The sequence below is a fragment of the Ramlibacter monticola genome (genome assembly GCF_016722785.1).
In the GTDB taxonomy this organism is placed as follows: domain Bacteria; phylum Pseudomonadota; class Gammaproteobacteria; order Burkholderiales; family Burkholderiaceae_C; genus Ramlibacter; species Ramlibacter monticola.
On the sequence record NZ_JAEQNE010000006.1, the window covers coordinates 88,796 to 111,158 of the forward strand.

20 protein-coding genes are annotated in these 22,363 nt (G+C 70.2%); 9 read left to right on the forward strand and 11 right to left on the reverse strand.

Annotated elements, in window-relative coordinates:
• Both JJ685_RS21140 and JJ685_RS21145 read right to left on the reverse strand, forming a co-directional pair.
• On the reverse strand, positions 1-2,199 hold the full coding sequence (locus tag JJ685_RS21140; RefSeq protein WP_201676329.1) for a RelA/SpoT family protein: 2,199 nt from the start codon (positions 2,197-2,199) through the stop codon (positions 1-3).
• A complete protein-coding gene (locus JJ685_RS21145; protein WP_201676330.1) occupies positions 2,171-3,115 on the reverse strand; it encodes an alpha/beta fold hydrolase in 945 nt (314 codons plus the stop codon). The genes JJ685_RS21140 and JJ685_RS21145 overlap by 29 nt, the downstream gene beginning before the upstream one ends.
• Positions 3,116-3,196: 81 nt before the next feature.
• Here JJ685_RS21145 and JJ685_RS21150 point away from each other — a divergent pair, with 81 nt between their 5' ends.
• The gene (locus JJ685_RS21150) at positions 3,197-3,967 is read left to right on the forward strand and encodes a 3-hydroxybutyrate dehydrogenase (RefSeq protein WP_201676331.1); all 771 of its coding nucleotides are present in this window, start codon (positions 3,197-3,199) and stop codon (positions 3,965-3,967) included.
• Positions 3,968-4,095: 128 nt separating this feature from the next.
• Here JJ685_RS21150 and JJ685_RS21155 read toward each other — a convergent pair whose 3' ends face one another.
• The 4 genes from JJ685_RS21155 to JJ685_RS21170 all read right to left on the reverse strand — a co-directional run bounded on the left by JJ685_RS21155 (position 4,096) and on the right by JJ685_RS21170 (position 6,962).
• A complete protein-coding gene (locus JJ685_RS21155) occupies positions 4,096-4,911 on the reverse strand; it encodes a metallophosphoesterase family protein (protein WP_201676332.1) in 816 nt (271 codons plus the stop codon).
• Entirely contained in the window at positions 4,908-5,900 is a 993-nt protein-coding gene (locus tag JJ685_RS21160) for a diacylglycerol/lipid kinase family protein (protein WP_201676333.1), read from the reverse strand. The genes JJ685_RS21155 and JJ685_RS21160 overlap by 4 nt, the downstream gene beginning before the upstream one ends.
• Before the next feature lie 86 nt (positions 5,901-5,986).
• Complete coding sequence (locus tag JJ685_RS21165; protein WP_201676334.1) at positions 5,987-6,694, reverse strand: SIMPL domain-containing protein; 708 nt, start codon at positions 6,692-6,694, stop codon at positions 5,987-5,989.
• A gap of 13 nt (positions 6,695-6,707) precedes the next feature.
• Positions 6,708-6,962 (reverse strand): hypothetical protein, encoded by a 255-nt coding sequence (locus tag JJ685_RS21170; RefSeq protein ID WP_201676335.1) that lies wholly within the window; start codon positions 6,960-6,962, stop codon positions 6,708-6,710.
• Between the two features lie 166 nt (positions 6,963-7,128).
• On the opposite strand from JJ685_RS21170, the gene ompR reads away from it, so the two are divergent.
• Positions 7,129-7,860 carry an osmolarity response regulator transcription factor OmpR gene (gene ompR / locus JJ685_RS21175; RefSeq protein ID WP_201676336.1) on the forward strand — a complete coding sequence of 244 codons (732 nt, stop codon included), beginning with the start codon at positions 7,129-7,131 and terminating at the stop codon, positions 7,858-7,860.
• A 148-nt stretch (positions 7,861-8,008) separates the two neighbouring features.
• Positions 8,009-9,463, forward strand: coding sequence for a sensor histidine kinase (locus JJ685_RS21180; RefSeq protein ID WP_201676337.1), 1,455 nt, complete (start codon positions 8,009-8,011; stop codon positions 9,461-9,463).
• A gap of 6 nt (positions 9,464-9,469) precedes the next feature.
• On the opposite strand, the gene ispF is transcribed toward JJ685_RS21180, so the two are convergent.
• Positions 9,470-9,946 carry a 2-C-methyl-D-erythritol 2,4-cyclodiphosphate synthase gene (gene ispF / locus JJ685_RS21185; RefSeq protein WP_201676338.1) on the reverse strand — a complete coding sequence of 159 codons (477 nt, stop codon included), beginning with the start codon at positions 9,944-9,946 and terminating at the stop codon, positions 9,470-9,472.
• Between the two features lie 73 nt (positions 9,947-10,019).
• Entirely contained in the window at positions 10,020-10,718 is a 699-nt protein-coding gene (gene ispD, locus JJ685_RS21190; RefSeq protein WP_236599170.1) for a 2-C-methyl-D-erythritol 4-phosphate cytidylyltransferase, read from the reverse strand.
• Between the two features lie 115 nt (positions 10,719-10,833).
• Here ispD and mfd point away from each other — a divergent pair, with 115 nt between their 5' ends.
• Genes mfd through serB (JJ685_RS21210) form a run of 4 tightly spaced genes read left to right on the forward strand, consistent with a single transcriptional unit; the run spans position 10,834 to position 15,995 of the window.
• The gene (gene mfd / locus JJ685_RS21195; protein WP_201676340.1) at positions 10,834-14,277 is read left to right on the forward strand and encodes a transcription-repair coupling factor; all 3,444 of its coding nucleotides are present in this window, start codon (positions 10,834-10,836) and stop codon (positions 14,275-14,277) included.
• 13 nt (positions 14,278-14,290) lie between these two features.
• The gene (locus JJ685_RS21200) at positions 14,291-14,905 is read left to right on the forward strand and encodes a hypothetical protein (protein ID WP_201676341.1); all 615 of its coding nucleotides are present in this window, start codon (positions 14,291-14,293) and stop codon (positions 14,903-14,905) included.
• Between the two features lie 12 nt (positions 14,906-14,917).
• Positions 14,918-15,250, forward strand: coding sequence for a TfoX/Sxy family protein (locus JJ685_RS21205; protein ID WP_201676342.1), 333 nt, complete (start codon positions 14,918-14,920; stop codon positions 15,248-15,250).
• Between the two features lie 28 nt (positions 15,251-15,278).
• A complete protein-coding gene (gene serB / locus JJ685_RS21210) occupies positions 15,279-15,995 on the forward strand; it encodes a phosphoserine phosphatase SerB (protein ID WP_201676343.1) in 717 nt (238 codons plus the stop codon).
• On the opposite strand, the gene JJ685_RS21215 is transcribed toward serB (JJ685_RS21210), so the two are convergent.
• Positions 15,996-17,360, reverse strand: coding sequence for a TrpB-like pyridoxal phosphate-dependent enzyme (locus JJ685_RS21215; RefSeq protein ID WP_201676344.1), 1,365 nt, complete (start codon positions 17,358-17,360; stop codon positions 15,996-15,998). It lies immediately after the preceding gene.
• 158 nt (positions 17,361-17,518) lie between these two features.
• Here JJ685_RS21215 and serB (JJ685_RS21220) point away from each other — a divergent pair, with 158 nt between their 5' ends.
• The gene (gene serB / locus JJ685_RS21220) at positions 17,519-18,235 is read left to right on the forward strand and encodes a phosphoserine phosphatase SerB (protein WP_201676345.1); all 717 of its coding nucleotides are present in this window, start codon (positions 17,519-17,521) and stop codon (positions 18,233-18,235) included.
• Positions 18,236-18,285: 50 nt separating this feature from the next.
• Here the strand turns inward: serB (JJ685_RS21220) and JJ685_RS21225 are convergent, their stop codons facing one another.
• Both JJ685_RS21225 and JJ685_RS21230 read right to left on the reverse strand, forming a co-directional pair.
• Complete coding sequence (locus JJ685_RS21225; RefSeq protein WP_330901813.1) at positions 18,286-19,869, reverse strand: alkaline phosphatase D family protein; 1,584 nt, start codon at positions 19,867-19,869, stop codon at positions 18,286-18,288.
• Entirely contained in the window at positions 19,836-21,098 is a 1,263-nt protein-coding gene (locus JJ685_RS21230; RefSeq protein WP_201676346.1) for an MFS transporter, read from the reverse strand. Before JJ685_RS21230 ends, JJ685_RS21225 begins: the two co-directional genes overlap by 34 nt.
• A gap of 107 nt (positions 21,099-21,205) precedes the next feature.
• Between JJ685_RS21230 and JJ685_RS21235 the strand changes: the two genes are divergently transcribed.
• A complete protein-coding gene (locus JJ685_RS21235) occupies positions 21,206-22,339 on the forward strand; it encodes an ABC transporter substrate-binding protein (protein WP_201676347.1) in 1,134 nt (377 codons plus the stop codon).
• Positions 22,340-22,363: the final 24 nt, after the last annotated feature.

Sequence of the window (22,363 nt, forward strand, 5' to 3'; positions counted from 1 at the left end):
TCAGCGCCGGCGCGCCGACTCCACGCCGCCCACGTCGCGCACGATCGAGAGCACCTTGCCGAGCCGCTGCGAATCCGCCACTTCGACGGTGAACGTCATCCACGCCGTGCCCTTGACCGACTGTGTCTGCACGCCGATGACGTTCATCTTCTCCTTGGCGAACACTTCGGAGATGTCGCGCAGCAGTCCCTGCCGGTCGTTCGCGACGATGGCGATGTCCACCGGGTACACCAGCGGCTCGCCGCCCTTGGGCCGGCCCCATTCCACCTCGATCACGCGCTCCGGGTCGCGGCCCGCGAGCTCGCGGAAGTTCGCGCAGTCCCGGCGGTGGATGCTCACGCCCTTGCCGCGCGTGACGAAGCCGCTGATCGCGTCCGGCGGCGCCGGCTTGCAGCACTTGGCCAGCTGCGTCATGAGCGAATCCACGCCCACCACCAGCACGCCGCCCTTGTTCGACTTCGCCGCCGTCGGCTTCGACTTCTTCGCCAGCAGGACTTCGTCCTCGCTCGGCGCGGGCTCGGGCGGATGCAGCAGCGTCTCGATGGTGCGCAGCGAGAATTCGTCCTTGCCGACCACCGCGAACAGGTCTTCCGCGGACTTGAAGCCGAGGCGGCCCGCGAGGTCTTCCAGCTTGAGCGCCGTCTTGCCTTCGCGCTGCAGCAGCCGCTCCACCAGCTCGCGCCCGCGCGCCACCGTCTCGTGGCGCTGCTGTTCGTTGAACCAGGCGCGCACCTTGGTCCTGCCCCGGTTGCTGGCCAGGAAGCCCAGTTCCGGATTGAGCCAGTCGCGCGAGGGGCCGCCCTCCTTGGCCGCGACGATCTCCACGGTCTGGCCGTTGGCCAGGGGCGTGTTCAGCGGCACCATCACGCCGTCGATGCGCGCTCCGCGGCAGCGATGGCCCAGGCTGGTGTGCACCGTGTAGGCGAAGTCCACCGGGGTCGAACCCTTGGGCAGCTCCACGATCGAGGCCTGCGGCGTCAGCACGTAGATGCGGTCCTCGAACAGGCCCGCCTCGGAGCCGGAGAGGTCGCGCTCCCACGCCAGCAGTTGCCGCAGCACCGCGATCTTGCTGTCGTATTCGCTCGAGGCGCTGACGCCCGCATAGCCCTTTTGACCCGCTTCCTTGTACGCCCAGTGCGCGGCCACGCCGTGCTCCGCGTGCTCGTGCATGGCCTGGGTGCGGATCTGGATCTCGATGGGCCGGCCGGCGGGATCGCGCACGATGGTGTGCAGCGACTGGTAGCCGTTGGGCTTGGGCTTGGCGATGTAGTCGTCGAATTCCTCGAGGACCGGCGTGAGGCGCGAATGCACCCAGTCGAGCGCCGCGTAGCAGTCCTTCACGTCCGGAACGATCACGCGCAGCGCGCGCACGTCGAGCACCTGGTCGAAGCCGAGCGACTTGCCCCGCATCTTCTTGACGATGCTGTAGATGTGCTTGGGCCGGCCGTACACCAGCGCATGGATGCCCTGGGCGCGCAGCTCCGACTCGAGCCGGCGGCGCATGTGGTCCACGTAGTCTTCGCGCTCGACGCGCTTCTCGTCCAGCCAGCGGGCGACCTGCTTGTAGGTGTCCGGCTCGAGGAAGCGGAAGGCCAGGTCCTCCATCTCCCACTTCAACTGCCAGATGCCCAGGCGGTTGGCCAGCGGCGCGAACACCTGCAGCGCCTCGCGCGCGACCGCCGGCGGCGTCGGCTGCTTGGTCGCGGCGTAGTAGCGCAGGGTCTGCAGGCGCGACGCCAGCCGCAGCAGGATCACCCGCAGGTCGCGCGAGAACCCGAGCAGCATCTTGCGCACGTTCTCGGTCTGCACCCGCGGGTCTTCCAGGAAGTGCTCGGCGCCCCGGGCCTGCTGCTGGATCCGCACCAGCTTGGTGGTCTCCACCGCCAGCGCGGCGTAACTCTCGCCGAAGGCCTTGGCGATCACCTCCTGCGGCTTGTTCAGGTGGGGGCTGGCGTAGACCAGGTAGCTCGCGGCCTGCATGGCCTCCGAGCCGCCCATGGACTTGAGGATGGCGGCCACCGCGTCGGCATGTGCCAGCGTGTTCTCGCCGGTGTCCAGCACCTCGCCGGCGATCAGCGGCTCGGCGAAGGCGCGCGCACGCTGCAGGGCGTTGACCTGGTGGGGCAGCGCCTGCTCGGCCGCGGTGACGAGTTCGGGCAGCGCCCGGCTTTCAACCTGTTCCGCCGTGTGGCTTTTCATTGGAAGCGGATTCGGAGTCCAGGAGGAAGGAGGCCACGGCCTCCACCTGGTTGTCGGTGATGAGCGTCGGCGCATGGCCGACACCTTCGAATTCGAGCAGCCGCGGCTGCGGGCCGCGGCGCGTCATTTCCAGCGCGGTCTCGCGCGCCAGCAGGTCGGACTCGGCGCCGCGCAGCAGCAGCGTGCGGGCCTGCACGGCGTCGTAGAGCTGCCACAGGGCCGCCTGGCCGTTCTTCGCATCGGCCTCGGTGACCGTGCGGAAGGGCAGCGCGATGGCCGGGTCGTAGTGGAGCGTGAAGCCGCCGCCGGCCAGCGGCTTGACCATGGGTTGCGACAGCGCCAGCCACTGCGCGCTCGTGTGCGGGCCGAAGCCGCGCGAGATCTGCCACATCGCCTCGGCGGCCTGCTCCACCGAGTCGAAACGGCCGGTGTTGCCGAGATAGGTGCCGATGCGCTGCAAGGCGGTCCACTGGATCACCGGGCCGACGTCGTTCAGCACCAGGCGGCGCAGCGGCACGGGCAGCGGCAGCCGCGGCGCGCCGGCCAGCGTCAGGCCGATCAGGCCGCCCATGCTGGTGCCGACCCAGTCCAGGGCCTGGATCGGCGCAGCGGCATGCAGCTGGCCGACCAGCTGCAGCATGTCGGCGGCGTATTGGGGGATCGCATAGCCCTTCGGATCGGCCAGCCAGTCGCTGCGGCCCCGACCGACCACGTCCGGGCAGGCGACGCGCAGCGGATGCGGGCTGCGTGCGACCAGTGCGCGCGCCAGCGTGTCGAAGTCGCGTCCCTGCCGCGACAGCCCGTGCGCGCACACCACGACGTGGGCCGCCCCGGTATCCCCCCATAGCCAATAGGCCATGCGGTGGCTGCCGCCGGCATCCGGGCAGGTCACGTAGTCGAGGCGGGGGTCGGTCATGGTTTTTCGCGTTCGGGCCGGAAGCGATTACGCTCTCGCATTCGGCTTAAACCCAGATTATCCCGGAGAGGAGAGAACCCCATGCTGAAAGGCAAGACCGCCCTCGTCACAGGCTCCACCAGCGGCATCGGCCTTGGCATCGCCAAGGCGCTGGCCCGCCAGGGCGCCAACATCGTGCTGAATGGCTTCGGCGACGCCGAGGGCCCGAAGGCGGAAGTCGCCGCGCTGGGCGTGAAGGTCGGCTACCACGGCGCCGACATGAGCAAGCCCGCCGAGATCGAGGCGATGATGCACTACGTGGCCGAGACCTTCGGCCGCACCGACGTACTGGTCAACAATGCCGGCATCCAGCACGTGGCGAAGGTCGAGGACTTTCCGCCCGAGCGCTGGGACGCCGTGATCGCCATCAACCTGACGAGCGCCTTCCACACCACGCGCCTCGCCCTGCCCGCGATGAAGAAGGCCAACTGGGGGCGCATCATCAACGTCGCCTCGGTGCACGGCCTCGTGGCCTCGGCGGAGAAGGCCGCCTACGTCGCCGCCAAGCACGGCATCGTGGGCCTGACCAAGGTCACGGCGCTGGAAACCGCCACCACCGGCATCACCTGCAACGCGATCTGCCCCGGCTGGGTGCTGACGCCGCTGGTGCAGAAGCAGGTCGACGCCAAGGCTGCGGCGCTGGGCGTGAGCAACGAGGAGTCGAAGAAGCAACTGCTGGCCGAGAAGGAGCCCTCGCTGCAGTTCACGACCCCCGAGGAACTGGGCGAGCTGGCCGTTTTCTTCTGCTCCGACGCGGGCAAGAACGTGCGGGGGGTGGCGTGGAACATGGATGGGGGCTGGGTCGCGCAGTAAAAACCTGACAGCCGAACGCAGAGGGCGCAAAGGATGCGCAAAGGACGCAGAAGAAAACCATCCTTGGTGGAAGTTCTTCTGCGTCCTTTGCGGATCTTTGCGCCCTCTGCGTTCGGTATCGGGTTTTCTCACTCCCCCAGCCTCAACGCATACGGGTGCGTCAACTCGAAGCGGCCGTCCGCCAGGTCGTAGTCCCAGCGCTCCACCTGGCAGGTCCGCGGCTCGCCGGGTGCCGGCGGTTCCCAGCGGACCACGTTGACCGAATTCGGCGTGTTGTGCCGCACCCGGTGCGACAGGGCCGTGCCGGCCTGCACGCAGTACATCGTGCGCGACGCCGCCTTCACCCGCGCGCAGACATCGCTCACGTAGGGCAGGTGGATGTGCCCGCCCAGCACCAGGTCCGCGCCGGCGCGCGACCAGGCCTGGACCGCTTCCTCGCCGCCGTGCAGCCGGTCCTTCTCGTCCTGGGTCCGCATCACGCAGGCGGGCTGGTGCGTCACCACCACGCGCAGCTGCTCGCGCCGGGCGCCGCGCAGGCGCTCGCACACGCGCCGGATCTGCCGCGGCGAGACCACGCCGTCCTTGTGGCGCTCCGGCCGGGTCGTGTTGACCCCGATCACCAGCACGTCCGCGAACTCCAGCTCGGGTTCCAGGTTGTGCCCGAACGCCCGCGCATAGCCGCGGTACGGCGCGAACAGGCGGGCGGCGAGGTTGTACAGGGGGATGTCGTGGTTGCCCGGCAGGGTCAGCAGATGGTCGACGCGCAGCGAATCGCAGAACGCGCGGGCGGCCGCGAACTGCGCGCGTCGCGCCCGCTGCGTGATGTCGCCGCTCAGGATGGCCGCCACGGGCTTCACCTCGCGCACCAGCGCCTGCAAGGCGGCGACCACGGGGCCTTCCTCGGTGCCGAAATGCGTGTCCGACAGGTGCAGGATGACGGTCATCGGGCGGGCAGTCGCTGCTGCGGCGGCGGCAGCATCACCCGCAGCGGCCGCGGGGCCACGGTGAAGCGCAGCGGCAGTTCCATCCATTGCACCTCGCCATCCGTGGCCACCTTGAGCCGGCGCACGTGGCGCGTGCCGACGGCCAGCGTACGCAGGGTGAAGCTGCGGATCTCGCGGTCGGCGGCCAGTTGGCCGGCGGCGGCAGCCGCGAGCATGCGCAGCTTGGCCCAGGTGCCCATCGCGGGCAGCAGCAGGCAGGCGAGGCGCCCCTCCCCCGTCTGCGCCACCACATCCGGCTCCACGCCGATGCGCTCCAGCTGCAGCTGGTTGTTGCAGACGAAGACGCTGGCGGCGCGCAGCTGGATGAGCCGGCCATCGAGTTCGGCATCGAGCACGAGCTGCAGGCGCCACTCCAGCAGGCTCTTCAGTGCCACCAGCATGGCGATCCAGCGCCGGCGCCCCAGCTTCTGCTTGGCCGCTTCGCGGTCGGCCAGCAGCTTCGGATAGAGCCCCACCGACGCGTTGACCAGGAAGGTCCGCTGGTTGACCCAGCCGACCTGCACCGGCTCGGGCCGGCCGGCGAGCAGCGCCCGCGCCGCTTCGGCCGGTTCGAGCGGCAAGCCGAGCTGGCGGGCGAACAGATTGAAAGTGCCTTGCGCTATGACCCCCAGGGGGCAGTCGTGGGCCATAGCCGCCTGCGCCGCGCAGTTCATGGTGCCGTCGCCGCCGGCCGCGACCAGGATGCCGCCGTGCTCGCGCGCGAGCCGGCCACCGTCGAGGCAGGCCTGCAGGATCTGGCCCGGCGCGACGGGCACGAAGCGGAAGGGCCGGCCGGCACGCTCCAGTTCGGCGGCGATCGCCGCGCGGACTTCGTCCTTTTCGGTGGCCCCCGAGCCCTGGTTCATGACGATGAACAGCTCGGCGTCCACCTCCACGTCAGGGGGCTGGCGCAGGGCGGGCTCGTCTTGGGCGGACAGGACGGCATCCATCCGCCGCAGCTTAGCCGCGTCCGCACGGCCGCACTGTCGGACTGAACCGGGCGCCGGCATCCGTCGACGCCGGGCCGGACCGCCGATCAGCGCAGCTGGACCGAGCCGGACACCATCACCGTCACGGCGCTCTTGCCCGGCTCCACCGGCACGGACTGGTCGGCGGCACCGGCGCGCGCTTCCGGGGCGGCGGCCATCCGCATGCGCGGCACGAAGCCCGGCTCGTTGGTATTCACCGCCACCTCGCGCAGCGTGTAGCCGGCGAAGCCGAAGCCGCGCGCCAGGTCGGCGGCCTTGGCCTTGAAGCGCTCGATCGCCTGCGTCTGCGCCTCGCCTTCGACCCGGGCCCGCTGCTCGCGGCTGAGCCCGAAGCTGATGCCGCCGAGCGTCATGGTGCTGATGCGGCCGGCGCTCTGGCTGATGCGCGGGAAGTCGCGGCCCTCCAGGATCAGTTCGGCCGTGCCGGTCCAGCCGCCGATGCGGCCGTCCCGGTTGTGGCGCGGGTAGAGCGCGAAGTTGCCGGTGCGCACGTCCAGCTGCCCGGGCTGGGCGCTGCGCTTGGCTTCCGCCAGGGCCGCGTCCAGCGCCGTCTTGAGCTGGGCCTGGACCGCCGCCGGGTCCAGCCCGTCGCGCGAGGTGGTCAGCGTCATCTGCAGCAGGTCCTGCTGGACTTCGACGGTGCCGCTCGCCTGCAGCTGCAGGACGTTCTGGGGCGGCGGCAGGGTCTGGGCGGAGGCGCCCAGCGCCGCAAGGCACAGGGCACCGGTCGCCAACAGGCGCGGCGTTCGGGTCATCGGGTCTCCGGGGTCAGTGGCGGCGCGAAGTGGGCCGCGCATATTCACTCAATTGTCGGCGCAGCTCCGCGCGCTCGCTGGCGCTCAGCTGGCGGGGCGGCGGAGGACTCTGCTGCTCCTGGCGGAAGAAGTCCTGCACGGCCTGGCGCAGGCCGTGGTCGCGCGCCGCGCTGCGCTCCGGCGAGCCCGCCGGCGGCGCGTCCGCGGCGGCTACCGCCAGGGAAGCGGCCAGGCCCACTGAGGCAAAAACGGCGGCGAAGATAGTCATATCCCTATTGAACGCTGCCGTTGCCGCCCTGTTCACGTACGGCTTGTCAAGCGCCCGATGCTGGGGCAACATCTGTAACACGGTGAAAGGTGAGCTGAAAAAACGCGGAAAACGGCTCGGCTGACCCGTACCATCGGCGCTGTTACAAATTGGCCTCGGGAGAACCATGACGCAAGCTGCAGCACGGACTGACAAGATCCTCGTCGTCGACGATGACGCTCGCATCCGCGACCTGCTCCGCCGCTACCTCACCCAGGAAGGCTTCGAGGTCATCCTGGCGGAAGACGGCAAGGCGCTGAACCGGCTGATGCTGCGGGAAACCGCGGACCTGATCGTGCTGGACCTGATGATGCCCGGCGAGGACGGCCTGTCCATCTGCCGCCGCCTGCGCGCGGCCAACGATCGCACGCCGATCATCATGCTCACCGCCAAGGGCGAAGACGTGGACCGCATCGTCGGCCTGGAAGTCGGCGCCGACGACTACCTTGGCAAGCCCTTCAACCCGCGCGAGCTGCTGGCCCGCGTGCACGCGGTGCTGCGCCGCCGCCCCGCGCAGGAAGCGCCCGGCGCCCCGTCCTCCGACAACGAGGTGGTGACCTTCGGCCCCTTCGCCTTCGACCTGGGCGCGCGCACGCTGCGCAAGAACGGCGAGGAACTGCCCTTGACCACCGGCGAGTTCGCCATGCTGAAGGCGCTGGTGCGCCACCCCCGCCAGCCGCTGTCGCGCGAGAAGCTCGCGCAGCTCGCCCGCGGCCGCGAATTCGAACCCTTCGACCGCAGCCTCGACGTGCAGGTCTCGCGCCTGCGCAAGCTGATCGAAGCCGACCCGGCCTCGCCGCGCTACATCCAGACGGTATGGGGCGTGGGCTACGTGTTCGTGCCGGACGGCGCGGGCTGATCCCGCGCCACGGGCCGTGCATGACAAATGACACGGCTTCGCCCGCAATGACGAATGACAACGGAGCCCGCGGGCCCCACAATGCCCTGCTGAGCAGGGTTATTCATATGTCGTTCGTCATTCGTCCTACCCCATGATCCGCGCCGTCATGACACAACCCGAGCCCACCAGTCCCGCCCCGCTGGAAACCGCGCCAGCCCCGCTGGAGTTGCGGCCGCGCCTCGGGCTCTCCCTGTTCTGGCGCACGTTCTTCCTGCTGTCGCTGCTGCTGATCGGCTCCATCGTCGCCTGGCTGCAGACCTTCCGCGCGCTCGAATTCGAGCCGCGGGCGGTGCAGACCGCGCAGCAGATCGCCTCGCTGGTGAACCTCAGCCGCGCCGCCCTGGTGCACGCGGACCCGATCGCCCGCGTCTCGCTGATCAAGACCCTGGCCGACCAGGAAGGCGTGCGCATCCTGCCGCGCGAGCCCAAGGACAAGTTCGCGCCGCTGTCGGCCAGCGCCATGGACCGCCGCATCCTGGACGAGCTGGCCGGCCGCCTCGGCAGCGGAACCGTCATGGCCAGCAGCGTCAACGGCGAGGAAGGCCTGTGGGTCGGCTTCAAGATCGACAGGGACGACTACTGGATGCTGATGGACCGCACGCGCTTCTCGCAGGTGGGCGGCCGCACCTGGCTGGTGTGGCTGATCACGGCGGCGGCGCTGTCGCTGGCCGGCGCGGCGGTGATCGCCCGCCTGATCAACAGGCCGCTGAAGCAGCTGTCCTTCGCCGCCAGCCGCGTGCGCGACGGCGACTTCGACGCCAGCCGCCTCGACGAGAAGGCCGTGACCAGCGAGATCCGCGAGGTGAACATCGGCTTCAACCGCATGGCGCAGCAGCTCGCGAAGATCGAGCAGGACCGGGCCGTCATGCTGGCCGGCATCTCGCACGACCTGCGCACGCCGCTGGCGCGCCTGCGGCTGGAAACCGAGATGAGCGTGGTCGACCCGGACGCGCGCGAGCACATGGCCGCCGACATCGACCAGCTCGACGCGATCATCGACAAGTTCCTCGACTACGCCCGCCCCGACCACGCGGAGCTCAAGCCCGTGATGCTGAACGACGTGATCGAGGCCTGCATGTACGCCATCGAGGACCACGGGGACATCCGTGTGAATCTCGACATGTCCAAGAATCTGCAGGTGCTCGCCGACGAGGTCGAACTGGCGCGCGTCGTGTCCAACCTGCTGGAAAACGCGCGGCGCTACGGCAAGACGCCCGAGACCGGCATCGCGGTGGTGGACATCGCCGCGAAGGCGCGCAACGAATGGGTGCTGCTGAAGGTGCGCGATCACGGCATGGGCGTGTCGCCGGAGGCGCTGCCCAATCTCGTCAAGCCCTTCTTCCGCGGCGACGCCGCGCGCACGGCGGCCACCGGCGCCGGCCTGGGTCTGGCCATCGTCGACAAGACGGTGCAGCGCATGGGCGGGATCTTCGCGCTGTCGAACACCACTTCCGGCGGACTCGCCGCGCACATCAAGCTGCAGCGGCCCAGGATGATGCCTTCGGTGCCGGGGACCGGCAACGGCGACTCGGAGTGGAGCCGGACGCGCGAGGCGGTCTGAGCGCCCCTACCGCGCCAGCAGCACCACCGCCCGGGCCTCGATGCTCTGGCCCATGCCCACGGGGCCGAGCTTCTCCGCCGTCTTCGCCTTCACGTTGACCTGACCTGGCGCGATGCCCAGCGCCTCGGCGATGCGCGAGCGCATCGCCTCGATGTGCGGCGCCAGCTTCGGCGCCTGCGCCACCACGGTACTGTCCACGTTGGCGAGACTCCAGCCCGCTTCGCGCACCCGCCGCGCGGCCTCCCGCAGCAGCACGATCGAATCGGCGCCGCGGAAGCGTTCGTCGGTATCGGGGAAATGCTTACCGATGTCCCCCAGGCCCGCCGCGCCGATCAGGGCGTCGGTGATCGCGTGCAGCAGCACGTCGGCGTCCGAATGGCCGAGCAGGCCACGCTCGTAGGGGATCTCCACGCCGCCCAGCAGGAGGCGGCGGCCGGGCACCAGGGCGTGCGTGTCCCAGCCTTCACCGACGCGCAGTTGCACGGTCACAGGCGACCGAAGGGCGCCTGCGCCCCCTCGGGGGGCAGCGACGACACGTAGTCCGGAGCGTGGGGGCTCATCTCGCGCGACCGCGCAGGACGGCCTCGGCCATCGCGAAGTCCTCGGGATAGGTCACCTTGAAGTTCTGCGCGCCGGCTTCCACCAGCAGCGGCTTCAGGCCCATCTGCTCGATGGCGCTCGATTCGTCGGTGATCTCGCCGCCGGAGGCTTCCAGCGCCTGCCGCAGCATGCCCAGGCGGAACATCTGCGGCGTCTGCGCCTGCCACTTGTCGGTGCGCGTCACGGTCGACGCGACGCGGCCCTCCTCGCCGATCTTCAGCGTGTCGGGCAGCGGATGGGCCAGCAGCCCGCCCACTGCGTCCCCGCTGCAGCGGTCGATCAGCCGGTTGACCAGGTCGGGCGTGATGAGGCAGCGCACGGCGTCGTGCACCAGGACCCAGTCGTTGTCGACGGCGCCGGCGCGGCGCAGCTCGCGCAGTCCGTTTTCCACGCTCTGCGCGCGCGTGGCGCCGCCGCAGGGCACCACCAGGGCCGAGGTGGTGGGATTGCGTTCGAAGAAGCCGTCGCCGGGCGCGACCACGACCAGCGTGCGCGCGATGCGCTTCACGCCGGCGAAGGCCGACAGCGTGTGCCAGATCATGGGCTGGCCGGCAACACGTTCGTATTGCTTCGGGCCGGACGTGCCGGCGCGGCTGCCGTTGCCGGCGCAGGGAATCAGGGCGAAGTACCGGGAGCTGGATGCCGTTGCGTTCATATCCGTCCCCTTCATTCTACGGAGGGCGTCGTTCCCCCTACAATCGTCGCACACCCCACCCTCTCCAGGCGCGGGGTGTTTTGCATTTTTGTTCGCGCTTTCCGCCTTTCGTTCAATGGACCTGCCCAAGCTCTCCCCCGGAAAACGGATGGCGCTGCCGCGCCCCGTCGGCTCGGCCGACGCGCTGCTGCTCGCGCGCGTGGCCCGGCGCGAATTGCTGGACGGCAAGCTCACCGCGATCGTCACCGCCGACGCGAACGACGCGCAGCGCCTGCTGGACGAGATGGCGTTCTTCGCGCCGGAACTCCGCTGCGCCCTCTTCCCCGACTGGGAAACGCTTCCTTACGACCAGTTCTCGCCGCACCAGGACCTGATCAGCGAGCGGCTCGCGACGCTGTGGCGCATCCTTCAGCGCGAAGCCGACGTGGTGCTGGTGCCCGCCAGCACGGCCCTATACCGCCTCGCGCCGCCCAGCTTCCTGGCCGGCTACACCTTCCACTTCCGCGTGCAGCAGAAGCTGGACGAGGCGAAGCTGAAGGCGCAGCTCACCCTCGCCGGCTACAACCACGTCACGCAGGTCGTGAGCCCCGGCGAATACGCGGTGCGCGGCGGCCTGATCGACCTGTTCCCCATGGGTTCGCCGGTGCCGTACCGCGTCGACCTGTTCGACGACGAGGTCGACTCGATCCGCACCTTCGACCCGGACTCGCAGCGCAGCCTCTACCCGGTGCCCGAAGTGCGCCTGCTGCCCGGTCGCGAATTCCCGATGGACGAGGACGCACGGGCGCGCTTCCGCAGCCGCTGGCGCGAGCTGCTGGAAGGCGATCCCACCAAGAGCCGCATCTACAAGGACATGGGCAACGGCGTCGCGACCGCCGGCATCGAGTACTACCTGCCCCTGTTTTTCGAGGCGCCCGCCACCGTGTTCGACTACCTCGGCGAGCAGTCGGTGGTGGTGCTGCACGGCGACCTGGAGCCTTCCTTCCTGCGCTTCTGGCAGGACACCCGGGACCGCTACCGCCTCGTGCAGGGCGACCCGGAACGGCCGGTGCTGCCGCCCGATGCGCTGTTCCTCTCCAGCGAGCAGTTCTACACCCGCGCGAACGCGCATGCGCAGCTCGCGCTCAAGGCGATCCCGCAGGAGGAAGGCTATGCCGAATTCCGGCGCCTGCCGGAGATGGCGGTGGTGCGCGGCGCCGAGGAGCCGCTCAAGAACTTCAAGTACCACGCGCAGCACAGCCCGCACCGCGTGCTGGTGCTCGCCGAGAGCGCCGGCCGGCGCGAGAGCCTGCTCGATTTCCTGCGCGCCAGCCACCTGAACCTGCCGGCCTTCGACTCGCTGGCCGAATTCCAGGCCAGCGACGAGAAGCTGGGCATCGCGACCGCGGCCCTCGCCAGCGGCTTCGCCTGGGCCGAGGAGGCGATCGACTTCGTCACCGAGACGGAGCTGTTCGCCAGCGCGCCCACGGCGCGGCGGCGGAAGAAGCAGGAACAGGTCAGCGACGTCGAGGCGCTGATCAAGGACCTGTCGGAGCTGAACGTCGGCGACCCGGTCGTGCACTCGCAGCATGGCATCGGCCGCTACAAGGGGCTCGTGAACCTGGACCTGGGCCAGGGAAGCACCGAGTTCCTGCACCTCGAGTACGCGGCCGCGGCCACGCTCTACGTGCCGGTGAGCCAGCTGCACCTGATCAGCCGCTATACCGGCGTCGGCGCCGAGGAAGCGCCGCTGCACAAGCTGGGTTCGGGCCAGTGGGAAAAGGCCAGGCGCAAGGCGGCCGAACAGGTGCGCGACACGGCGGCCGAACTGCTCAATCTCTACGCCCGGCGCGCGGCGCGCCAGGGGCACGCCTTCCGCTTCTCGCCGCAGGACTACGAGACCTTCGCCGACGACTTCGGCTTCGAGGAGACGCCGGACCAGAAGGCGGCGATCCACGCGGTGATCCAGGACATGGTCTCGCCGCGGCCGATGGACCGGCTGGTTTGCGGCGACGTCGGCTTCGGCAAGACCGAGGTGGCGCTGCGCGCGGCCTTCGTCGCCGTGACCGGGGGCAAGCAGGTCGCCTTCCTGGCGCCCACCACCCTCCTCGCCGAACAGCATTTCCAGACGCTGGTCGACCGCTTCGGCAAGTGGCCGGTGAAGGTGGCGGAGATGAGCCGCTTCCGCTCGACCAAGGAGATCAACACGGCGGTCAAGGGGCTGGAGGACGGGAGTGTCGACATCGTGGTCGGCACGCACAAGCTGCTGTCGCAATCCACGAAGTTCAAGAACCTCGGCCTGCTGATCATCGACGAGGAGCACCGCTTCGGCGTGCGCCACAAGGAGGCGATCAAGGCGATGCGGGCGGAAGTCGACGTGCTCACGCTCACCGCCACGCCGATCCCGCGCACGCTGGGCATGGCGCTGGAAGGCCTGCGCGACCTGTCGGTGATCGCCACCGCGCCGCAGCGGCGCCTCGCGATCAAGACTTTCGTGCGCAACGAGGGCAACGGCGTGATCCGCGAGGCCGTGCTGCGCGAGCTCAAGCGCGGCGGCCAGGTCTACTTCCTGCATAACGAGGTCGAGACGATCCAGAACCGGCGCGAGGCGCTGGAGCGGCTGCTGCCCGAGGCGCGCATCGCCGTGGCCCACGGCCAGATGCCGGAGCGCGAGCTGGAACGCGTGATGCGCGACTTCGTGCAGCAGCGCTACAACGTGCTGCTGTGCTCCACCATCATCGAGACCGGCATCGACGTGCCGACGGCCAACACCATCGTGATCGCGCGCGCCGACAAGTTCGGCCTGGCGCAGCTGCACCAGCTGCGCGGCCGGGTCGGCCGCAGCCACCACCAGGCCTATGCCTACCTGATGGTGCCGGACGTGGACAGCCTCACCAAGCAGGCGGAGCAGCGGCTGGAGGCGATCCAGCAGATGGAGGAACTGGGCTCCGGCTTCTATCTCGCGATGCACGACCTGGAGATCCGCGGCGCCGGCGAGGTGCTGGGCGAGAACCAGAGCGGCAACATGCTGGAGGTCGGCTTCCAGCTTTACAACGAGATGCTGGGCGAGGCGGTGAAGTCCCTCAAGGCCGGCAAGGAGCCGGACCTGCTGGCGCCGCTGTCGGTCACCACCGAGATCAACCTGCACGCGCCGGCGCTGCTGCCGGACGACTACTGCGGCGACGTGCACCTGCGCCTGTCCTTCTACAAGAAGCTGGCGACCGCGAAGACCGTGGACCAGATCGACCGCCTGCTGGAGGAGATCGTCGACCGCTTCGGCAAGCTGCCGCCGCAGGCGCAGACGCTGATCGACGTGCACCGGCTGCGCGTGCTGGCGCGGCCCTACGGGGTGGTCAAGGTCGATGCGGCGCCCACCGTCATCCACATCACCTTCCGGCCGAATCCGCCGATCGAGCCGCTCTCGATCATCCAGCTGGTGCAGAAGAACAGGCACATCAAGCTGGCCGGCAACGACAAGCTGCGCATCGAGAAGTCGCTGGTGGACGTGAAGGAGCGGGCGCAGATGGTGCGCGACGTGCTGCGTTCGCTGGGGCAGCCGAAGGTGGCGGAGCCGGCCTGACCCGCCTTCGGCCATGGCGCTCGAACTCGCCCTCGCCCTCCTCGCGCTGGCCCTGGCCCTCGCCTTCCGCCCCTGGCGCATCCTCGCCCGCGCGCCTGCGCTCCTCGGCCCGCTGCTCGCGACGCTCGTCGTGCTGCCCTGGCTGTGGGCCCTGCCCGCGCTGCAGCGCTCGCCGCTGCCGCTGCACTGGTCGGGCGCGGTGCTGGTGCTGCTGATGCTCGGCTGGCCGCTGGCGGTGCCGGTGCTGCTGGCGACGGGCTTGCTGGCCTGGGTGCTGTCGCCGCTGCAAGCGCAGCAAGCCTTGTCGCTCAGCGTTTGGATAGGAGTCGTGCCGGCCAGCCTGGCCGTGCTCCTCGGCGCGCTGCTGCGGCGGCTGCCGGACCATCCCTTCGTGTACATCCTCGGGCGCGGCTTCCTGGGGGCGGTGGCCTGCCTGTTCGCCTCGCACCTGCTCGCGCAGGCCTTCGGCCAGCCCCTGCCGGGCGTGGCCGGCGACCTGGGCCGGGTCGCCCGCTGGCTCATGGCCTGGGGCGACGCCTTCGTCACCGGCATGCTCACGGCCATCTTCGTGGCGTTCAAACCGCAATGGCTGCTGACCTGGTCGGACCGGCGCTACCTGCGCCGGTAGCTACACTGGGCCATGGCCGCGAAGGACGAATTCGCCAACTACTGCGGTGAGCTGCTCTCCGGCCTGGGCGCGGTTCGCGTCAAGCGCATGTTCGGCGGGCACGGCATCTACGTCGACGACCTGTTCGTCGCCATCGTCGTGGGCGAAACCCTCTACCTGAAGGCGGACGCCGAGACGACGCCGCGCTTCGAGGCGGCCGGCTGCGCGCCCTTCGCGTACGAAGCCAAGGGGCGGCGGGTTTCGATGGCGTACCGCGCCGCGCCCGCGGAGGCGATGGATTCCCCGGCCCTGATGCGGCCCTGGGCGGCGCTGGCGCTGCAGGCGGCGCTGCGGGCGCGGAAATGACGGACGGCAAATGCCGGACAATCCCGCCATGGCTACCCGAGAAATCTCCCCCGGCCTCACGGTCCAGGGCTTCACTCCGCCCCTGCGCCTCGCCGACTACAAGCTGATCGCCTTCGACATGGATTCCACGCTGATCAACATCGAATGCGTGGACGAGATCGCGGAGGTCGTCGGCAAGGGACCGGCCGTGGCCGCGATCACCGAGGCCGCCATGCGGGGCGAGATCAGCGACTTCAGGGAAAGCCTGGCGCGCCGCCTGGCCCTGCTGGCCGGCACGCCAGTCTCGGCCCTGCAGCGCGTGTACGAGCACCGCCTGCGCCTGAACCCCGGCGCGCTGGAACTGCTGGCCTACGCGCGCTGGGACGGCCTGAAGATCCTGCTGGTTTCGGGCGGCTTCACCTATTTCACCGACCGCCTGAAGCCGCGGCTGGGACTGGACTACGCTTTTTCCAACCAGTTGGAGATCGAGGACGGCGTCCTCACGGGCCGTGTCACCGGCCGCGTGATCGATGGCGCGGCCAAGCGCGATGCCGTGGCCCAGGCCTGCGTCGACATCGGCTGCGCGCCCGAACAGGTGATCGCGGTGGGCGACGGCGCCAACGACCTGCCGATGATGCAGCTCGCCGGCCTGTCCGTCGCCTACCGGGCCAAGCCGAAGGTGCGCGAATACGCCAACGTGAGCATCGACACGGGCGGCCTGAACCGCCTGCTCGAAGTCACGGTGCCCTCGGTCGCCTACGCCTGATCAGGCCGGCACGCTGGGCAGTCCGGCCAGCGCCATCGCGAGTTCCTTCTCGTCGTAGTGTTCGTCGGTCAGCTCGCCGGCGAAGTACTTCTGGTAGGCCGCCATGTCGAAGTGGCCGTGGCCGCAGAGGTTGAACAGGATCGTGTCGGCCTTGCCCTCGCGCTTGCAGCGCAGCGCCTCGGCGATCGCGCCCTTCACCGCATGGTTGGCCTCCGGCGCCGGCACGATGCCCTCGTTGCGCGCGAACAGCACGCCGGCCTCGAAGCACTCGACCTGGTTGTAGGCCACCGCCTCGAGCAGGCCCAGCTGCTTGCAGTGCGACACCAGCGGCGCCATGCCGTGGTAGCGCAGGCCCCCGGCATGGAAGCCGGGCGGCGTGAACTGGCTGCCCAGCGTGTGCATCTTGGTGAGCGGCGTCATGCGGCCGGTGTCGCCGAAGTCGTAGGCGTACCTGCCCCGCGTGAGGGACGGACAGGCCGCCGGTTCCACCGCCACGATGCGCGGCTTGCGGCCGCCGCGCAGGCCGTGCCCGATGAAGGGGAAGGCGATGCCGGCGAAGTTGGACCCGCCGCCGGTGCAGCCCACGATCACGTCCGGCCACTCGTCGGCCATCTGCAGCTGCTCCATGGCCTCGAGCCCGATGATGGTCTGGTGCAGCAGCACGTGATTGAGCACCGAGCCCAGCGCGTACTTGGTGTCTTCGCGCTGCACCGCGAGTTCGACCGCCTCCGAGATGGCGATCCCCAGGCTGCCGGGATGATCCGGCGTCTTCGCGAGCACCGACCGGCCGAATTCCGTTTCGCTGGACGGCGACGCCACGCAGCGCGCGCCGTACGTTTCCATCACGGCCCGGCGGTACGGCTTCTGGTCGTAGGACACGCGCACCTGGAAGACTTCCACCTGAAGGCCGAAGAGCGCCCCGGCGTAGGCCAGCGACGTGCCCCACTGGCCGGCGCCGGTTTCGGTGACCAGCCGCTTCACGCCGGCCTTCTGGTTGTAGAAGGCCTGCGCCACCGCGGTGTTCGGCTTGTGGCTGCCGGCCGGACTCACGCCCTCGTACTTGTAGAAGATCTTGGCGGGCGTGCCGAGCGCGCGTTCCAGGCGATGCGCGCGGTACAGCGGCGCCGGACGCCAGGCGCGGTAGACGTCGCGCACCGGCTCGGGGATCTCGATCTCCCGCTGGGTGCTGACCTCCTGCAGGATGAGTTCCATGGGGAACAGCGGCGCGAGGTCGTCGGGGCCCACGGGCTGCAGCGTCCCCGGATGCAGCACCGCGGGTGCGGGACTGGGCAGGTCGGCCTGGATGTTGTACCAAAACTTCGGCATCCGGCTTTCATCCAGCAAGTACTTCGTCTGAAGACTCATGGCGTGCTCCTCGGGATTGGAAGGGAGGCAGGGAACTGGCGCGGCCAGTATGATGGGGCGCAAACTTGCAGCCACCCGGCATTTTCCCGGTCCTTCGGCTCGCAGGAAGTTTGCGCTGGATCAATTCACTGCGGATCACGCCCAGGCTCGCGCCCACCATGACCGTTCCGCAAGAGTTCGCCCCCGGGCTCGCGATCCGCGGGTTCACGCCGCCGCTGCGCCTTTCCGACTTCCGGTTGCTCGCGCTCGCCATGGATTCGACCCTGGTCGACCTCGATGTCGTCGACGAGATCGCCGACGCGGTAGGCATGAAGGCCGAAGTGGCCGCCCTCTCGGATGCCGCGCTGCGCGGCGAGATCGCCGACGCCAGGGAAAGCCTGCGCCGGCGCGTCGCCCTGCTGAAGGGGGCCACCGTCGCCGACCTGGAAGCGATCTACGTCCAGCGCCTGCAACTCGCCCCGGGCGCGGAGAAGCTGGTGCAGGCCTGCAAGGCGGCCGGCCTGAAGGTGCTGCTGGTCTCGGGCGGCTTCAGCTTCTTCACCGAGCGAATCCGCGACCGGCTGGGCATCGACTTCACGCGCTCCAACGTGCTGGAGGTGCGCTCGGGCCCCAACTGCGGCGAGCTCACCGGCCGGATGGTGGGCCCGCCGTGGGGCGACGGCGCGGAGAAGCGCACGATGCTGCTGGAGACCTGCCAGCAACTCGGCATCCCGCCCAGCCAGGCGATCGCGATGGGCGGCGACGCCGACGACCTTCCCATGATGGGAGAGGCGGGCTTGCCGGTGGCGTACCGCGCGAAGCCGCAGGTGCGGGAGCAGGCGATGGTGGCGATCGACCAGGGCGGGGTGGATCGGCTGCTGGAAGTGTTCGCGTAAAGGGCGCGCCTCCGTCCCGGCCCTCGCCGGAGCGGAGGGAGGATGTCCGATCAGGCCCGCTGGACGACCGGGCGACCCGCCTCCACCACGAAGCGCGCGAGCGTGAGCACGCCGCTGTCCTTGCGCCGCACGTCGTCCACGCCGCGCAGCGTCACCTGCAGCCGCTCCGGCGTGAACTCCGCGATGCCGTAGCCGCGGTGGTCCGCCTCTGCATAGACGAAGTGCGGGTTCTCCTCCAGCCGCACCGCCACCGTTTCCGGCCGGCTCGCGCGCGAGGTGATGCTGGTGCCGCAGAACTCCACGCCGACGCTGGTGCTCCCGGGCCGCTCGTAATCCGCCTTCACGTGGCCCACCCAGTTCTCATGCACGTCGCCCCCCAGCAGCACGGGATTCGGCGCGGCCGTGGCCTGCAAGGCTTCCACGAGGCGGCGGCGCGCGGCGGGATAGCCGTCCCACCCGTCGTTCCACAACAGCCGCCCCGGCCCCGGCGCGAAGTCGCGCATCCCGAACAGCGTGGATTGCCCGAGCACCGTCCAGGCCGCGCCGCCCCGCGCCAGTTGCGCCGCCAGCCAGGCCTCCTGCTGGGCGCCCAGCATCGTGCGCTCAGGCTCTCCCCAGGCCGCGCACTGCAGGGGATTGACCACGCCCGACCCGGCCTGCCCGCCCGGCGTGCACGCCTGCGGGCTCTTGTACTGGCGCGTGTCCAGCAGCAGCAGCGTGGCGAGCCGGCCGAAGCGCTGCTGGCCGTAGATGCGCAGCCCCTGCCCCGACGCGAGGCCCTGCAGGGCACGCGTGAGCACGCTGGCGCGCACCGGCGTGTGCTCGTACCAGGCCTGGTAGGCCGCGGCGCGGCGGCGCGGGAAGTCGCCGACCGGCGGCCCGCCGACGCCGGCCTGCTCGCCCGCGTAGTCGTTCTGCACCTCGTGGTCGTCCCAGGTGTACAGCCACGGGCAGGCGTGGTGCATGGCCTGCAGGTCCGGGTCGCTTCGATGTAGGGCATAGCGCGCCCGGTAGTCGTCCAGCGACAGCACCCAGCCGCTGCCCGTCGAACGCACGGGGTTGGCGGCCATCGGGTACTCGTAGATGTAGTCGCCCAGGAACACCACCGCATCGGGCGCGTCGGCGCGCATGTGGCGCCAGGCGCCGTACCAGCCATGCTCCCAGCGCTGGCAGGAGGCATAGGCGAGGCGCAGGCGCCCGGCCGGCGCATCGTCGGCGGGAAAGGTGCGCGTGCGGCCCACCGGGCTCACCCACGGGCCCGCCGTGAAGCGATAGAAGTACCAGCGGTCCGGCGCCAGCCCCTGCGCCTCCACGTGCGCCGCGTGCGCGAGCTCCGGCAGCGCCTGCGCCTGCCCCGACTGCACGACGCGCGCGAAGCGCTCGTCGTCCGCGATCTCCCAGCGCAGGGTTACGGGCTCGCCGACCAGCGCGGCGCCCGCGAGCCGCGTCCACAGCACCACGGAGGTCGCGGCGGGCGAGCCGCTCGCGACGCCGAGGGTGAAGGGATCGTCCGGCAGGCGCGGCTGGCTCCAGGCGCTGCGCGGCAGCCAGGTCGTACCGGCGACGGCCGTCGCCAGCTGCAGCAGCCGGCGCCGCTCCATCACGTGGCAGCGCGCGGCGCGGCGGCGGGCCACCCGCGGATCAGGCCCAGGGCGCTGGCGCGCCAGAGCAGGAAGCCCACGATGCTCAGGTTCAGCAGGTTCCAGGCGATGCCGTTGAGGAAGGCGGCCCGGTAGGAGCCGGTGAGGTCGAACACCGCGCCCGACATCCAGCCGCCCAGCGCCATGCCCATGAGCGTGGCCATCAGCACCGTGCCGACGCGCGCGCCGACCTCCTCCGGCGCGAAGTACTCGCGCACGATCAGCGGATAGCACGGCACGATCCCGCCCTGGAACAGCCCGAACAGGGCCGACACGACGTACAGCGACGTGAGGCCGTCGGAAGGCAGGAACAGCAGCAGCGCGACGCCCTGCAGCAGCGACCCGAGCAGCAGCGTGCGCAGCCCGCCGACGCGGTCGGCGATCCAGCCCGAGACGAGCCGGCTCACCACGCCCATGGCCAGCATCAGCGACAGCATCTCCGCGCCGCGCGCCGCGCCGAAGCCGAGGTCGCCGCAATAGGCCACGATGTGCACCTGCGGCATCGACATCGCGACGCAGCAGGCCACGCCGGCCACGCACAGCAGCCCCAGCAGCACCTGGGGCGCCATGCCGAGCGGACGCGCCGGGGCCGTGGCGCCCGCCGACGCCGACGGCGCGGCCGGCACGGGCTGCGGCGGCGGCCGCCGCCGCAGCACCAGGGCCAGCGGCAGCATGGTGGCGAGGCAGAACACGCCCATGCCCACGTAGGTCTGGCGCCAGCCCACCGTGTCGATGAAGTGCTGCATCACCGGCGGCCACACGGTGCCGGCGGTGTAGTTGCCGCTCATGCAGATCGCCAGCGCGATGCCGCGGCGGCGATCGAACCAGCGCGTGGTGTCCGCCACCAGCGGGGCGAAGCTGGCGGAGGTTCCCAGCAGGCCCACCAGCAGCCCCTGCGCCGCGCCGAACAGGACCACCCCGGGCGCGAGGCCGGCCGCGATGTAGCCGAGGCCCAGGCCCACGCCCCCGAGCATCACGACCCGCATCACGCCGAAGCGGTCCGCCAGCCGGCCCATGAGGATTCCCCCCAAACCGAAACCGATCATGGTGAGCGTGTAGGGGATCGCCGCATCGCCGCGCGCGATGCCGAAGTCCTGCTGAATGCGGGGCAACACCACCGTGATGGAGTACATGCCCGAGCCGCCGATCGTCATCAGCAGGAGGGACATCGTCAGGCGAAGCCACGCGTAGGGCGATTCGATGGGGTCGCGGCCGCTGGTCATGGCCCCCGATTGGATACCATCCACGCTCTGGCGCAACGGGGACCGTCGTCAGGGCTTTCCAGGGTTCCGGATCGCCCGCCCCCTGCGCCGTCCGAGGAGGTCTGGTTTTGAGGCAGTACAAGCAGTTGGCCACCCGCGCAATCCTGGCGGGGGCCGTGGCCCTGGGCGGGGAGGCCGCGCTGGCCGCGCAGGTGGTGGTGGGACAGGTCGCTCCCCTTTCCGGCCTCGAGGCCGCCCAGGGGCGGGCCTATGCGGCGGGCATGCAGCTCTATTTCAACCAGTTGAACAAGGGGGGCGGCGTCAACGGCCACACCTTCGCCCTGGTGAAGCGGGACGACAACGGCCGCCCCGAGGACACCGTCGGCCACACCCGGGCCCTGCTGGCCGAGGACAAGCCGATGGTGCTGGCGGGCTACTTCGGCAGCCGCAACATCGCGGAAGTGCTCGCGGCCGGCCTGCTGGAGAAGGAGCACATCGCGCTGGTGGGCTACCGGACCACCGAGCTGCGAGCGCAGAACCCGCAGCTGTTCAACGTGCGCGCGACCCTGCGCGACGAGCTGCAGAAGCTCACCGAGCACCTGGCCACCATCGGCATCACGCGCCTGGGCCTGTACTACGAGGACGGGCCCGGCGCCAAGGCCTTGTTGGAAGCGGTCGACGAGGCCGCGGGCAAGGCCCGCGCCACGATCGCGCACAAGGCCGCCTACCCGGCCGGCACGGCGCGCGCCAAGCAGGCCGTGGACCTGTTCATCAAGAATCCGCCGCAGGCCATCCTGCTGGTCGCCAGCGGCGCCGCCGCGGCCGCCTTCATCGAGCAGTACCGCTCCGCCGGCGGCGCCGCGCAGCTGTTCGCGCATTCGGGCGCCGACATCGAGCAGCTCGCCAAGCGCCTGTCCGAGGAGCAGATGCAGGGCGTGGCGATCGCGCAGGTCACGCCCAACCCGTACAAGATCTCCACCCGCATCGGCAAGGAGTTCAACGACATCCTGGCCCGCTCCCCGGCCCCGGACGTGCCCGTGAGCTATTCGATGATCGAGGGATTCATCACCGCCAAGGTGATCGCCGAGGCGGTGCGGCGCCAGGGCGCCCGGCCCACCCGCGAGGGCATGCAGAACGCGCTGGACGCGATGGAGAGCTACGATGCGGGCGGGTACCTGGTCGGCTTCAGGCCGAACCAGCACAACGGCTCGCGTTTCGTCGAACTGTCGATCGTGAGCGGCGCCGGCAGGATCCGCCAGTAAGCGGACGACTACAGAGGCCCCTCC

What these genes read in the sequence shown, in the direction of transcription:
- JJ685_RS21140 (WP_201676329.1), bottom strand. Translation starts at nt 2,199, where the DNA reads ATGAAAAGCCACACGGCGGAACAGGTTGAAAGCCGGGCGCTGCCCGAA.
- JJ685_RS21145 (WP_201676330.1), bottom strand. Translation starts at nt 3,115, where the DNA reads ATGACCGACCCCCGCCTCGACTACGTGACCTGCCCGGATGCCGGCGGC.
- JJ685_RS21150 (WP_201676331.1), top strand. Translation starts at nt 3,197, where the DNA reads ATGCTGAAAGGCAAGACCGCCCTCGTCACAGGCTCCACCAGCGGCATC.
- JJ685_RS21155 (WP_201676332.1), bottom strand. Translation starts at nt 4,911, where the DNA reads ATGACCGTCATCCTGCACCTGTCGGACACGCATTTCGGCACCGAGGAA.
- JJ685_RS21160 (WP_201676333.1), bottom strand. Translation starts at nt 5,900, where the DNA reads ATGGATGCCGTCCTGTCCGCCCAAGACGAGCCCGCCCTGCGCCAGCCC.
- JJ685_RS21165 (WP_201676334.1), bottom strand. Translation starts at nt 6,694, where the DNA reads ATGACCCGAACGCCGCGCCTGTTGGCGACCGGTGCCCTGTGCCTTGCG.
- JJ685_RS21170 (WP_201676335.1), bottom strand. Translation starts at nt 6,962, where the DNA reads ATGACTATCTTCGCCGCCGTTTTTGCCTCAGTGGGCCTGGCCGCTTCC.
- ompR (WP_201676336.1), top strand. Translation starts at nt 7,129, where the DNA reads ATGACGCAAGCTGCAGCACGGACTGACAAGATCCTCGTCGTCGACGAT.
- JJ685_RS21180 (WP_201676337.1), top strand. Translation starts at nt 8,009, where the DNA reads ATGACACAACCCGAGCCCACCAGTCCCGCCCCGCTGGAAACCGCGCCA.
- ispD (WP_236599170.1), bottom strand. Translation starts at nt 10,718, where the DNA reads ATGAACGCAACGGCATCCAGCTCCCGGTACTTCGCCCTGATTCCCTGC.
- mfd (WP_201676340.1), top strand. Translation starts at nt 10,834, where the DNA reads ATGGACCTGCCCAAGCTCTCCCCCGGAAAACGGATGGCGCTGCCGCGC.
- JJ685_RS21200 (WP_201676341.1), top strand. Translation starts at nt 14,291, where the DNA reads ATGGCGCTCGAACTCGCCCTCGCCCTCCTCGCGCTGGCCCTGGCCCTC.
- JJ685_RS21205 (WP_201676342.1), top strand. Translation starts at nt 14,918, where the DNA reads ATGGCCGCGAAGGACGAATTCGCCAACTACTGCGGTGAGCTGCTCTCC.
- serB (WP_201676343.1), top strand. Translation starts at nt 15,279, where the DNA reads ATGGCTACCCGAGAAATCTCCCCCGGCCTCACGGTCCAGGGCTTCACT.
- JJ685_RS21215 (WP_201676344.1), bottom strand. Translation starts at nt 17,360, where the DNA reads ATGAGTCTTCAGACGAAGTACTTGCTGGATGAAAGCCGGATGCCGAAG.
- serB (WP_201676345.1), top strand. Translation starts at nt 17,519, where the DNA reads ATGACCGTTCCGCAAGAGTTCGCCCCCGGGCTCGCGATCCGCGGGTTC.
- JJ685_RS21230 (WP_201676346.1), bottom strand. Translation starts at nt 21,098, where the DNA reads ATGACCAGCGGCCGCGACCCCATCGAATCGCCCTACGCGTGGCTTCGC.